6 protein-coding genes are annotated in these 14,008 nt (G+C 71.6%); all 6 read left to right on the top strand.

Translation table 11 applies throughout. The features are described from left to right. Position 1: 1 nt before the first annotated feature. Positions 2 to 3,124: an efflux RND transporter permease subunit gene (locus tag D3273_RS20090; RefSeq protein WP_129228679.1), complete on the top strand. Its 3,123-nt coding sequence runs from the start codon at positions 2 to 4 to the stop codon at positions 3,122 to 3,124. Next, on the top strand, positions 3,121 to 6,579 hold the full coding sequence (locus tag D3273_RS20085) for an efflux RND transporter permease subunit (RefSeq protein ID WP_129228678.1): 3,459 nt from the start codon (positions 3,121 to 3,123) through the stop codon (positions 6,577 to 6,579). Before D3273_RS20090 ends, D3273_RS20085 begins: the two co-directional genes overlap by 4 nt. A 222-nt stretch (positions 6,580 to 6,801) precedes the next feature. Beyond that, complete coding sequence (locus D3273_RS20080) at positions 6,802 to 8,469, top strand: efflux transporter outer membrane subunit (protein WP_129228677.1); 1,668 nt, start codon at positions 6,802 to 6,804, stop codon at positions 8,467 to 8,469. A 10-nt stretch (positions 8,470 to 8,479) separates the two neighbouring features. Then, the gene (locus D3273_RS20075; protein WP_428977792.1) at positions 8,480 to 9,346 is read left to right on the top strand and encodes a lytic transglycosylase domain-containing protein; all 867 of its coding nucleotides are present in this window, start codon (positions 8,480 to 8,482) and stop codon (positions 9,344 to 9,346) included. 172 nt (positions 9,347 to 9,518) lie between these two features. Further along, positions 9,519 to 12,770 carry an efflux RND transporter permease subunit gene (locus D3273_RS20070; RefSeq protein ID WP_129228676.1) on the top strand — a complete coding sequence of 1,084 codons (3,252 nt, stop codon included), beginning with the start codon at positions 9,519 to 9,521 and terminating at the stop codon, positions 12,768 to 12,770. A gap of 18 nt (positions 12,771 to 12,788) precedes the next feature. Continuing rightward, the gene (locus D3273_RS20065; protein ID WP_129228675.1) at positions 12,789 to 14,003 is read left to right on the top strand and encodes an efflux RND transporter periplasmic adaptor subunit; all 1,215 of its coding nucleotides are present in this window, start codon (positions 12,789 to 12,791) and stop codon (positions 14,001 to 14,003) included. Positions 14,004 to 14,008 lie beyond the last annotated feature (5 nt).

Raw genomic sequence — 14,008 nt, 5'->3', positions numbered from 1 at the left:
CGTGAACCCGTCCCGCGTCTTCATCCCGCGCCCGGTCGGCACCACGCTGCTTATGGTGGCACTGCTGCTCGTGGGCCTGGTCGCCTTCCACTTCCTGCCGGTGTCGGCGCTGCCCGAGGTGGACTACCCCACCATCCAGGTGTCGACCTTCTTCCCCGGCGCCAGCCCGGAGGTGATGACCACGGCCGTGACGGCGCCGCTGGAGCGCCAGTTCGGCGAGATGCCGGGCCTCGGGCAGATGAGCTCGATCTCGTCGGGCGGCTCGTCCGTCATCACGCTGCAGTTCACCCTCGACCTGTCGCTCGACGTGGCCGAGCAGGAGGTGCAGGCCGCCATCAACGCGTCCACCAACCTGCTGCCGTCCGACCTGCCGGCGCCGCCCGTCTACGCTAAGGTCAACCCCGCCGACACGCCCGTGGTGACGCTGGCTATCACCTCGAAGACCCTGCCGCTGACGCAGCTCGAGGACCTAGCCGACGTGCGCATCGCCCAGAAGCTGTCGCAGCTGTCGGGGGTCGGCCTCGTGGCGCTCGGCGGCGGCCAGCGCCCGGCCGTGCGCATCGAGGTCGACCCGCGCGCGCTGGCGGCCCGGGGCATCGCCATCGACGACATCCGCACGGACATCACCAACCAGAACACCGACACGCCGAAGGGCAACTTCGACGGGCCGGCCCAGGACACCACGATCAACGACAACGACCAGCTGACGAGCGCGCAGCAGTATCGGGACCTGATCCTCGGCTACAAGAACGGCGACGCGATCCGCCTGAAGGACGTCGCCAAGGTGGTCGACGGCGTGCAGAACGCCGAGCTCGCCGCCTGGGCCGACCGCACGCCCGCCATCGTGGTCAGCGTGCAGCGCCAGCCCGGCTCCAACGTCATCGCCGTGGTGGACGCCGTGAAGGCGGCGCTGCCGCGGCTCGAAGCGACGTTGCCGGCCGCCGTCGAGCTGCGCGTGCTGTCCGACCAGACCGTCACGATCCGAGCCTCGGTGTCGGACGTCGAATTCGAGCTCGGCCTCGCGGTGGCGCTGGTGGTGCTGGTGATCTTCGTGTTCCTGCGCAGCGTGCCCGCCACACTGATCCCGAGCCTGTCGGTGCCGCTGTCGCTGGTGGGCACGCTCGCCGGCATGGACCTGTTCGGATTCTCGATCGACAATCTGAGCCTGATGGCGCTGACGATCGCCACCGGCTTCGTGGTCGACGACGCCATCGTGATGATCGAGAACATCGCCCGCTACGTCGAGGCCGGCGAGGCCCCGCTCGCCGCGGCCCTCAAGGGCTCGGGGGAGATCGGCTTCACCATCGTGTCGCTCACCGTGTCGCTGATCGCGGTGCTGATCCCGCTGCTGTTCATGGGCGACGTGGTGGGGCGGCTGTTCTTCGAGTTCGCGGTCACGCTGGCCACGACCATCGTGCTGTCCGCGCTCGTGTCGCTGACGCTGGTGCCCATGCTGTGCGCGCTCATGCTGCGCCACCGGCCCGAGGCCGCGCGCGGCCGCCTCGACCGCGCCGCCGAGGGCGCCTTCGACTGGGTGGTGGCGCGCTACGACGGCGCGCTGCGCTTCGTGCTCGACCACCGCGCCGCGACGATGCTGGTGTTCCTGCTCACGCTCGCCGCCACCGCGTTCCAGTTCGCCGAGATCCCCAAGGGCTTCTTCCCCGTGCAGGACACGGGCGAGATCGAGGGCATCTCCTCGGCTGCGCAGGACATCTCCTTCGCCGCCATGGCGGCGAAGCAGCAGGCGCTGGCCGACGCCGTGCTGAAGGACCCCGACGTGGTGTCGCTGTCGTCCAACATCGGGGTGGACGGCACCAACACCACGCTGAACACCGGCCGCTTCCTCATCACCCTGCGCCCGCGCGACGAGCGCACCCTCGACGCCGCGGGGGTGATCCGCCGCATCGCGGGCGAGGTCGCCGGGGTGACCGGCGTCTCGCTGGCCATGCAGCCCGTGCAGGACCTCACCATCGACAGCACGGCGGGGCGCGACCAGTACCAGTTCTTCCTCGAGAACCCGAGCCAGGCCCTGCTCGACGAATGGGTGCCGAAGCTCGTGGCCCGCCTGTCCGCGACGCCGGAGTTCGCTGGCGTCGAGAGCGACGTCAGCCAGCGCGGCCTCAACCTGCAGATGACGATCGACCGCACGACGGCCACGCGGTTCGGCATCACGCCGGCCACGGTCGACAACGCCCTCTACGACGCCTTCGGGCAGCGCATCGCGTCGACGCTCTACACGCAGTCGAACCAGTATCGGGTGATCCTCGGCGCCGACACGTACGACCTGCGCGGCGTCGAGGGCGCTCTCTCCGCCATGTACCTGCCCTCGTCCACCGCCACCACGGGCCAGGTGCCGCTGTCCGCCATCGTGCGGGTCGAGCAGCGCGCCGGGCCGCTGCAGATCGAGCACCTGGCGCAGTTCCCGTCGCTGTCGGTGTCGTTCAACCTCGCGCCGGGCGCCTCGCTCGGCGAGGCGGCCGCGGCGATCGCTCAGGCGGAGCGCGACATCGCCCTGCCGGACAGCTTCGTCACCGCCGAGCAGGGCGCGCTGTCGGCCTTCGGGCGGTCGCTGTCCAACGAGGCCGTGCTGGTGGCGGCGGCCGTGGTGGCGGTCTACATCGTGCTCGGCGTGCTCTACGAGAGCTTCGTCCACCCGATCACCATCCTGTCGACGCTGCCCTCGGCGGGCGTCGGCGCGCTGCTGGCGCTGCGGATCGCCGGCGACGACCTCGACATCATCGGGATCATCGGCATCATCCTGCTGATCGGCATCGTGAAGAAGAACGCGATCATGATGATCGACTTCGCGCTGCAGGCGAAGCGCGACGGGCTCGGCGCGCGCGACGCCATTCATCAGGCCTGCCTGTTGCGCTTCCGCCCCATCCTGATGACGACGCTGGCCGCCATGCTGGGCGCGCTGCCGCTCGTGCTCGGCCACGGCACGGGCTCGGAGTTGCGAGAGCCGCTCGGCATCGCCATCGTGGGCGGGCTCGCGGTGAGCCAGCTCCTGACCCTGTTCACGACGCCGGTGATCTACCTCGCCTTCGAGGGCTTGGCGGAGCGCTTCCGCGGCGCCCCGCGCGCGTCCCCCGGTCCGGCCCCGGGCGGGGCGCCGGCCGAATGAACATCTCGGCGCCCTTCATCGCGCGGCCGGTCGCCACCGCCCTGCTCACGGCGGCCGTGGCCATCGCGGGCGTCCTCGGCTACCTCGCGCTGCCGGTGTCGCCGCTGCCGCAGGTGGACTTCCCCACCATCTCGGTGTCGGCGCAGCTGCCGGGCGCCAGCCCCGAGGTGGTGGCGACGAGCCTCGCCGCGCCGCTGGAGCGCCACCTCGGCCAGATCGCCGACGTCGCGGAGATGACCTCGCAGAGCCAGGTCGGGCAGGCGCGGATCACCCTGCAGTTCGGGCTCGGCCGCGACATCAACGGCGCGGCGCGCGACGTTCAGGCCGCCATCAACGCCGCGCAGGCCGACCTGCCCACCAACCTCCTGAGTCAGCCGACCTACCGCAAGGTCAACCCGGCCGACGCCCCCATCCTGATCCTGGCCCTCACCTCGGACACGCTGACGCGCGGGCAGATGTACGACAGCGCCAGCACGGTGCTGCAGCAGGACCTGTCGCAGCTGCCCGGGGTCGGCCAGGTCGTCATCTCGGGCGCGGCGCTGCCGGCCGTGCGGGTGGAGCTCGACCCCCAGGCTCTGTTCCACTACGGCATCGGCCTCGAGGACGTGCGCTCGGCCCTGTCCAACGCCAACGCCAACACGCCCAAGGGCATCGTCGACGTCGGCGCGCGGCGGCTGCAGATCTACACGAACGACCAGATCAGCCACGCCGCGCAGTATCGCCCGCTGATCGTGGCCTACCGGAACGGCGACGCGGTGCGGCTCAGCGACGTCGCCGAGGTCGACGATTCGGTGCAGGACCTGCGCAACCTCGGCCTCGCCGACGGCAAGCCGGCCGTGCTGGTGATCGTGTTCCGCCAGCCCGGGGCCAATATCATCACCACGGTGGACGGGGTGCGGGCGGCCGTGCCGAAGCTCAAGGCCGCGCTGCCGAGCGACATCGACATCGCCTTCGCGTCCGACCGCTCGACCACCATCCGCTCGTCGCTCGGCGACACGGAGCGCACGCTGGTCATCGCGGTGTTGCTCGTGGTGGCGGTGGTCTACGCCTTCTTGCGCGACTGGCGCGCCACCTTCATCCCCGCGGTCGCGGTGCCGATCTCCATCGTGGGCACCTTCGCGGCCATGCGGCTGCTCGGCTACTCGCTCGACAACCTGAGCCTGATGGCGCTCACGGTCGCCACCGGCTTCGTGGTCGACGACGCCATCGTGGTGCTGGAAAACATCGCCCGCCACGTCGAGGACGGCATGCCGCGCCGCGCCGCCGCCTTCCAGGGCGCGCGCGAGGTCGGCTTCACGGTGGTGTCCATCACCCTGTCGCTTGTGGCGGTGTTCCTGCCCATCCTGCTGATGGGCGGCCTCGTGGGGCGGCTGTTCCGCGAGTTCGCCGTCACGCTGTCGATGAGCATCGTCATCTCCATGGCGATCTCGCTCACCACCACGCCCATGCTGTGCGGCCTGTTCCTGCGCCCGGCCGCGCGGCGCGGGGGAGCCCCAGGCCGGCCGCCCCGCCGCACCCTGTTCGACCGCCTGCGCGACGGCTACGCCCGCTCGCTCGCGGTGGCGCTCGACCACGGCGCCCTCGTGGTGGTCGTGCTCCTCGGCACGGTGGCGCTCAACGTGTGGCTGATCGGCATCGTCCCGAAGGGCTTCTTTCCCCAGCAGGACACGGGGCGCCTCATCGGCGCGCTGCAGGCGGACCAGAGCATCTCGTTCCAGCTGATGAGCCAGAAGCTCACGCAGATGATGGACATCGTGCGGGCCGACCCGGCGGTCGAGAGCGTGGTGGGCTCCACGGGGTCGGGCAGCGGCGGCATGGGCGCGCAGACCAACACGGGCTCGGTGTTCGTGGCGCTGAAGCCGCAGGCCGAGCGCGCCCCCATGGCGACCGTGACGGGGCGCCTGCGCCGCGCGCTCGGGCGTGTGCCCGGCGGGCGCCTGTTCCTCATCCCCATCCAGGACATCAACGTCGGCGGCCGGCAGAGCAACGCGCAATACCAGTACACGATCCTCGGCGACAGCACGGCGGAAGTCTACACCTGGGCGCCGAAGCTGCAGGCGGCGCTGGAGCGCGACCCGCTGTTCCTCGACGTCAACTCGGACCAGCAGCAGAAGGGCAGCGAGACCGAGGTGACGGTGGACCGCGACGCGGCCTCGCGGCTCGGCCTCACCATGTACCAGATCGACAACACGCTCTACGACGCCTTCGGGCAGCGCTCGGTGTCGACCATCTACCAGGCCCTGAACCAGTACCACGTCGTCATGGAGGTGGCGCCGCGCTACTGGCAGAATGCGGACACGCTGAAGCAGTTCTGGATCAGCACATCGGGCGCCCAGGCGAGCGGCTCCGCCACGACGCAGCTGCCGAGCGGCTCGGTCAGCGCGCCGACCACCAGGACCGGGCCCGCCGCCCTGGCGGCGCCGACGAGCCCGTCCCTGTCCTCGACGGCCGATTCCGCCGCCAACCCCGGCACAGCGCTGGCCGCCAACGCCACCGTGGTGGCGGCCAACGCGACCGTCGTGGCGCGCAACGCCACGGTGCTGCAGGCCGGCAGCGCCGCGGCGACCACCTCCACCGCCACCTCGTCCGCCAACGACGCGGCCCGCACGGCCGCGCAGTCCTCGATCGCCGCGACGGGCAACTCCTCGTCCTCGACCGGCGCCGCCGTGGCGACCTCGACCGAGACCATGGTGCCGCTGTCGGCGGTGGCGCGGATCACGCCCGGCAGCACGCCGCTGGCCGTCAACCACCAAAGCCAGTACGTCGCCACCACGATCTCGTTCAACCTGCCGCCCGGGCGCTCGCTCGGCGACGCCGAGGCCGCCATGGCCCGCCACGTCGCCGACCTGCGCATGCCGGCCGACCTCGTCGGCGGCTTCGCCGGCACGGCGCTGGCCTTCCAGCAGTCGGTGTCGGGCGAGGAGCTGCTGGTGGTGGCGGCGCTCGGCGCCATCTACATCGTGCTCGGCGTGCTCTACGAGAGCTTCGTCCACCCGATCACCATCCTGTCGACGCTGCCCTCGGCCAGCGTCGGCGCGATCCTGGCCCTGATCCTGTTCGGCCTCGACTTCAGCGTCATCGCGCTGATCGGCGTCATCCTGCTGATCGGCATCGTCAAGAAGAACGCCATCCTGATGATCGACTTCGCGCTCGAAGCCGAGCGCAACGAGGGGCTCACGGGGCGGGACGCGATCTTCCAGGCGGCCGTGCTGCGCTTCCGCCCCATCCTGATGACCACCAGCGCGGCGCTGCTCGGCGCGCTGCCGCTGTGCCTGCCGATCGGCGAAGGGAGCGAGCTGCGCGAGCCGCTCGGCATCTCCATCGTGGGCGGCCTGCTGATCAGCCAGGTGCTGACGCTCTACACGACGCCGGTGGTGTACCTGTACCTCGACCGGCTCAGGGCGTGGCGGCGCCCGCATCGGGACGGCCGCCCCGCGCCGGCCGCCGCCGGATGATCCGGCCGATGGGAGTGTTCAGCCGGTATGCCGGAACGGCGAATGCGGTGTCTCCGTGTCTTCGCCGTTTTTCTAGAGTTCAGATCAGGTTGAACGTGGTGAATGGAGCGTAACATATCGGTGACGCCCCGATCTTTTCAGCGCTCCGGTCGCATCGCATGCGGATCTCGCTCGGCCGGCGCCGTAAACGGAGGTCCGGAAACGGCTGCCGATCGGAGTTCCATGCAGGCGAAATGGAGGACCGCCCGCCCGGCGTCGACGGTCGGGTTCCGGACGGCGTCAGGGCTTCGCGCCGCGCTGCTGCTCGGTTCGGGCCTGCCGCTCGCCGCCTGCGCGGTGGGGCCCGACTACGTCAAGCCGGCCGCGCCCGTGCCGGCGCGCTACAAGGAGCTGAAGGGCTGGCACCCCGCCATGCCGGGCGACAGCTTCGACCGCGGCGACTGGTGGGCCGTGTACCGCGACCCCGAGCTCGACCGGCTGGAGCGGCAGGTGAACGTCTCCAACCAGACCCTGAAGGAGGCCGAGGCCACCTATCGCCAGGCCGTCGCGGTCATCAAGGAGGCGCAGGCCGGCCTGTTCCCGACCGTGGGGGCGACCTATTCGGCGATCCGCTCCCACGAGGGCTCGGCGCTCGGCTCCGAGCGGGGCACCAGCATCAGCAGCGGCACCACGACCTCGACCGGGACGACCTCGGGAACCACCGCCGGCACCACGACCAGCACGGGCACGTCCGGCACCACGACCACCACCACGAGCGGGGGCGCCGGCACGACCGAGAACACCTTCACGCCGGGCCTGACGGCGAGCTGGGATCTCGACGTTTGGGGCCGCGTGCGCCGGCAGATTCAGGGCGACGTCGCCGCGGCCCAGGCCAGCGACGCCGACGTCGCCAACGTCCGCCTCCTGGTGCAGGAGGAGCTCGCCACGGCCTATTTCAACCTTCGCGCCCAGGACTCGCTGCACAAGCTGCTGGCCGACACGGCCGCCGCCTACGCGGGGACGCTGAAGATCAGCCAGAACCAGTACGCGGCTGGTACGGCGGCCCGCTCCGACGTCGACAACGCGCTCGCGCAGCTGAAGGGCGTGCAGGCGACCGAGATCGGGACCGGCGTGGCCCGCGGCCAATACGAGCACGCCATCGCGGCCCTGATCGGCCGGGCGCCCGCCGAGCTGACGATCCCGGTGGCGGAGCTCGGCGACCGCGCCCCGGTCGCCCCCGTGCGGTTGCCCGCGACGCTGCTCCAGCGCCGGCCCGACATCGCCAACGCCGAACGCACGGTGCAGCAGCAGAACGAGTTGATCGGCGTCGAGGTGGCGGCCTTCTACCCGGACGTCACGCTGTCGGCCACGGTGGCGGCCGAGGGCGCGACGCCGCTGCCCTTCTCGGCCGCCAACGCCATCTGGTCCTTCGGCGGCAACCTGACCCAGACGCTGTTCGAGGGCGGCCTGCGCCAGGCCACCACCGCGGCGGCCGTGGCGGCCTATGACCTCGCGGTGGCGACCTATCGGCAGACGGTGCTCACGGCCTTCCAGCAGGTCGAGGACGACCTCGTGGCGCTGCGCGTGCTCGGCCAGGAGAGCTCCGTCGAGGCCGAGGCCGTGACGGCGGCGCGGGGGGCGGTCGACGTCACGGTCAACGAGTACCGCGCCGGCACGGTGGCCTATACCAGCGTGATCACCGCCCAGGAGACGCTGCTGGCCGACCAGGAGACCGCGCTGACCATCCGCCAGAACCGCTACCTCGCCAGCGTGGCGATGATCCAGGCGCTCGGGGGGGGCTGGACGCGGGCGCAGCTGCCGGGCTCGGACGCGCTGAAGGGGGCCGCGACCCCGCCCGCGTCGTCGCCCGACATCGCGTCCGACGTGTTCACCCCCAAGCTGCACCTTTAGGGGCGGGCCGGTGTCCGCGATCCGTCGCGCGGTCGGGCGCTCTTCGGCAGCGATCCTGATCGCCGCCCTGGCCTCGGCGGGCGCCGCGCCCCGCGCCCCCGCGGCCGAGCCCGCGGTCCCGGCCGTCGACGTCCCCGTGTGCCGGCTCATCGAGGCGGCGGCGCGCGGGCACGGCCTGCCGGTCGGCTTCTTGACGCGCCTGATCTGGCGCGAAAGCAGCTTCCGGCCCGCGGTGGTCAGCCCGGCGGGCGCGCAGGGCATCGCCCAGTTCATGCCGGGCACGGCCGGCGAGCGCGGCCTCGCCGATCCCTTCGACCCCGAGGCCGCCGTGCCCAAGGCGGCCGAGCTCCTGGCCGACCTCCGGCGGCAGTTCGGCAGCCTCGGCCTCGCAGCGGCGGCCTACAACGCCGGGCCGGCCCGCGTGGCGGACTGGCTCGCCGGCCGCCGCGACCTGCCGGCGGAGACGCGCGGCTACGTGCTGGCCGTCACGGGCCGGCCCGCGGAGGACTGGAAGGACGGGCCGCCGCCCGCCGCGGCGGCTTCCGTGCCGGACAGGTCGTGCGATGGCGAACTCGCCGCGCTGCGCGCGCGCCTGCCGGCCCTCGCCGGTGCCTCGGCCCTGCTCGCGCCCTGGGGCGTGCAGCTCGCGGGCAGCTTCTCCAAGGCCGCCGCCGTGGCGGCCTATGCCGACCGGCGCGCGGCCTTCTCGGCCGTGCTGCGGGACGAGCCCCCCATGGTGGTGGGCGGACGCGCCCCGGGGCGGGGCTTCCGGCCCTTCTACCGCGTCCGCTTCCCGGCGCCGTCGCGCCCCGCCGCCGCCGCCTTGTGCGGCCGCATCCTGCGCCTCGGCGGCGCCTGCTCGGTGACGCGGAGTTGAGGCGGCCCGCCGACGGCCTTGCGATCTTCGACCCGCGGCCCCGGCCGGCGGGGGCGGCGGGGCGGGCCGGAATGAGAAACAGCTAAGCCCCGAAACGGCCGCGATCACATTGCATACTTGTTTCTAAATAAGATTTTATACTCCGAAGCAACCCCAGTCGCGGCCTGGTTCTATGACGTCTATTGTTCGACTGGCCCTGTCTCGACCGTATACGTTCGTCGTGATGACGATCCTGATCCTGATCTTCGGCACGCTGTCCGCGTTGAGGACCGCGACGGACATCTTCCCCGACATCGGCATCCCGGTGATCTCCGTCATCTGGAGCTACACCGGCCTGCCGGCCGACGACATGTCGGGGCACATCATCTCGGTCTACGAGCGCTCGCTGTCGACCACCGTCAACGACATCGAGCACGTCGAGTCGCAGTCCGTGCCGGGCTACGGCGTGGTCAAGATCTTCTTCCAGCCCACGGTCAACATCGACGCCGCCCAGGCGCAGGTCACCGCCGTGTCGCAGACCATCCTGAAGCAGCTCCCGCCCGGCGTCACGCCGCCCCAGGTGCTGGTCTACAACGCGTCGAGCGTGCCGATCCTGCAGCTCGCGCTGTCGAGCGAGACGCTGTCGCAGACGGAGCTGAACGACCTCGCCCAGAACTTCATCCGCCCCGCGCTCGCCACCGTGCGGGGCGCGCAGCTGCCCTACGCCTACGGTGGCGCGGCGCGCCAGGTACAGATCGACCTCGACCAGCGCGCCCTGCACGCGCACGGCCTGTCGGCCCAGGACGTCGGCGCGGCCCTGGCGCGGCAGAACCTCATCACGCCGGTCGGCACCGAGAAGATCGGCCGCTACGAATACACCGTCGACCTCAACGACTCGCCGAAGGTCATGGCCGACTTCAACGACCTGCCGATCAAGGTCGTCGACGGCACCGTGATCTTCATGCGCGACGTCGCGTCCGTGCACAGCGGCTCGCCGCCGCAGACCAACGTGGTGCAGCTCGACGGCCACAAGGGCGTGCTGATGTCGGTGCTGAAGATCGGCTCGGCCTCGACGCTCGACATCATCGCCGGCATCAAGGCGCGCCTCCCGGCCGTGCGGGAAACGCTGCCGCCCGGCGTCACGCTGAAGACCGTCGGCGACCAGTCGGGCTTCGTGCTCGCCTCCGTCACCGGCGTGGTGCGCGAGGGTATCATCGCGGCGACGCTGACGGGCGTGATGATCCTCGTGTTCCTGGGCTCCTGGCGCTCGACCCTCATCATCACCGTGTCGATCCCGCTGGCGGTGCTGAGCTCGCTCATCACCTTGGCGGCGCTGGGCGAAACCATCAACGTCATGACGCTCGGCGGCCTGGCGCTCGCGGTGGGCATCCTGGTCGACGACGCCACGGTGACGATCGAGAACATCAACCGGCACATGGAGGAGTTCGGCGAGGACATCCTCACCGCCATCACGGAAGGCGCGCGCGAGATCATGCCGCCCGCCACCATCGCGCTGTTCTGCATCTGCATCGCCTTCGTGCCGCTGCTCGCGCTCGGCGGCGTCGCCGGCTACCTGTTCCGGCCGCTCGCCATGGCGGTCGTCTTCGCGATGGTGGCGTCCTACCTGCTCACCTACACGCTCGTGCCCACGATGGCGCACTTCCTGCTGCGCGGGCAGCACGGGGGGCAGCACGCCCACGCGGGCGCTTCCGGCCACGCGGCCGCGCCGGCAGGACTCTTCGGCCGCTTCCTCGGCGGCTTCGAGCGGCGCTTCGAGCGGCTGCGCCAGGGCTACCTCGGCCTGCTGGGGCTGGCGCTGCATCACCGGTCCCGCTTCGCGGCCGGCTTCCTCGGCTTCGCGCTGCTGAGCCTCGGCCTCGCGCCCACCCTCGGCCGCGACTTCTTCCCGTCGGTGGATGCCGGCGCCATCAAGATCCACGTCCGCGCGCCGACCGGCACCCGCATCGAGGAGACCACGCTGCTGGTCGACCGCGTCGAGGCCGAGCTGCGCCGCACGCTGCCGCCGGGGCGCCTCGAAAGCGTGGTCGACAACATCGGCCTGCCGATCAGCGGCATCAACATCGCCTACGGCAACTCCGGAACGGTCGGGGTCTTCGACGCCGACGTGCTCCTCACGCTGCGCGAGGGCACGCCCTCCACCGACGACATCACGAAGCGCCTGCGCGAGGTCCTGCCGCGCGCCTTCCCGGGCACCACCTTCTCGTTCCTGCCCGCCGACATCGTCACCCAGGTGCTGAATTTCGGCTCGCCCGCGCCGCTCGACGTGCAGGTCGCCGGCAACGACGCGGCGGGGGACCGCGCCTATGCCGACAAGCTGCTGGCCCGCATCCGCCGCGTGCCCGGCGTCGCCGACCCCCGCATCCAGGAAGCGTCCAAGGATCCGGGCCTCAAGGTCGACTTCGACCGCGAGCTCGCCGGCGTGGTCGGGCTGACGGAAGGCGATGCCGCGTCGAGCATCCAGGCCACGCTGTCGGGCAGCACGCAGACGGCGCCGACCTACTGGCTGAACCCGAAGAACGGCGTATCCTATCCCGTGTCGGTGCAGACCCCGCAATACGACATCGACACGCTGGGCGCGCTCGGCGACCTGCCCCTCACCGCCGCGGGCTCGACCCAGCTGCTCGGCGGGCTCGCGAGCTTCAGGCCGGAGCCGCTCGACGCGGTCGTGTCCCACTACGACGTGCGGCCGACGGTCAACATCTACGCCGCCGTGCAGGATCGCGACCTCGGCGCCGTGGCGGCCGACATCCAGCGCATCATCGACGATTCGAAGGCGGAGCTGCCGCGCGGCTCCGTCGTCGGCATCCGCGGGCAGGCCGTCACGATGGCGGCCGCCTACGGGCAGCTCGTCGTCGGGCTGGCCCTGGCGGTGGTGCTCATCTACCTGCTGATGGTCGTCAACTTCCAGTCCTGGCTCGACCCCTTCGTGATCGTCACGGCGCTGCCGGCGGCGCTGGCCGGCATCGTGTGGATGCTGTTCGTCACGCGCACGGGCCTGTCGGTGCCGGCGCTGACCGGCGCCATCATGTGCATGGGCGTGGCCACCACCAACAGCATCCTGGTGGTGAGCTTCGCGCGCGAGCAGCTCGCCGAGGGGCGGGACGCGGTGAGCGCGGCGCTGGCCGCCGGGGCCACCCGGTTCAGGCCCGTGCTGATGACCGCGCTGGCCATGATCATCGGCATGGCGCCGATGGCGCTCGAGCCGGGCCAGAACATGCCGCTCGGGCGCGCCGTGATCGGCGGGCTGTCCTTCGCCACGCTGGCGACGCTGCTGTTCGTGCCGACCGTGTTCTGCCTCGTGCACGGCCGCCGGCCGCGACGCGCCGAAGCGGCGGCTCCCGCTTCGGTGCCTTCGGAGGCGCCCGCCGCGGCGCTTCCCGCCCTGTCGTCGCCCGCCCTGTCGAACCCTGCCCTATCCTCCTGAGCCTGACCCGGACTTTCCATGTCGCCGAGCCCCGAGATCGATCCAAGCCGTCAGCCCCCCCGCGCGGGCCGCGTCCTCCTGCTGCTGTCGGCCGCGGCCGTCGGCGCCGTCGCGCTCGCGTTCTTCGGCATCCAGAGCCGGGCGAGGAGCCTGGCGGAGGTCGCCAATTGGACCGACGCCCAGGCGGTCCCGACGGTCCGGGTCGTTGCGCCGCAGCGCGGCCCGGGGGAAGACGCGCTGGTGCTGCCCGGCACCGTCAGCGCCTTCGACATGAGCTCGCTCTATCCCCGCGCCAGCGGCTACGTCGCTGCGTGGCACGCGGACATCGGCGCCCGGGTGACGAAGGGCGAGGTGCTGGCCACCATCTCGGCCCCGGACCTCGACCAGCAGCTCGCGGAAGCGGAAGCGCAGCTCGGCCAGCTCGGGGCCGCCGTGCAGCAGGCCCAGGCCAACGCCGACCTCGGCCAGGCCACCGACACGCGGACGGCGCGGCTGGTCGTGCAGGGCTGGTCGAGCAAGGAGCAGGGCGACACGGACCGCCTCACGGCGGCGTCCCGCACGGCCGCGCTGGCGGTCGCCAAGGCCAACGTCACAACGCAGGAGGCCGTGGTGGGCCGCCTGAAGGAACTGACGCGTTTCGAGAAGATCGTGGCGCCGTTCGACGGCGTGGTGACGGCGCGCAACGTCGACGTCGGCGACCTCGTCGCAGCCGGCGGCACCAGCGGCAAGCCGCTGTTCCAGGTGGCCGACATCCACCGCATGCGCGTCTACGTCAACGTGCCCCAGGCCTATTTGGCGGCCCTAAAGCCCGGCATCGCGGCGACCCTGCACCTGCCGGGCGCCAAGGCCACTGTGGACGCGAAGCTGGTGACGACGTCGAACGCGGTCGCCGAAAGCTCGCGCACCGCGACCGTCGAGCTCGACGCCGACAACGCCGACGGCAGGCTGTGGCCCGGAGCCTTCGCGGAAGTGCAGTTCCACATCCCGTCCGACCCCGACCGGCTCACCATCCCGATGACGGCCGTGGTGTTCGGCGCCCACGGCATGCAGGTCGCCGCCGTGGACGGCAGCGGCCGGGTGACGGTGAAGCCCGTCGAACTCGGCCGCGATCTCGGCGAGCGGGTCCAGGTGGAGTCCGGCCTGTCGGCCGGCGACCGGCTGATCGACAACCCGCTGGAGTCGACCCAGACGGGCGACACGGTCACGGTCGCGGACGGCCCCGGGAAGGCGTGAGCGCG

Source organism: Lichenibacterium minor (assembly GCF_004137685.1).
Lineage (GTDB): Bacteria > Pseudomonadota > Alphaproteobacteria > Rhizobiales > Beijerinckiaceae > Lichenihabitans > Lichenihabitans minor.
The sequence above is the reverse complement of the archived record's forward strand: the minus strand, read 5'-3'. Positions and strand labels throughout refer to the sequence as shown.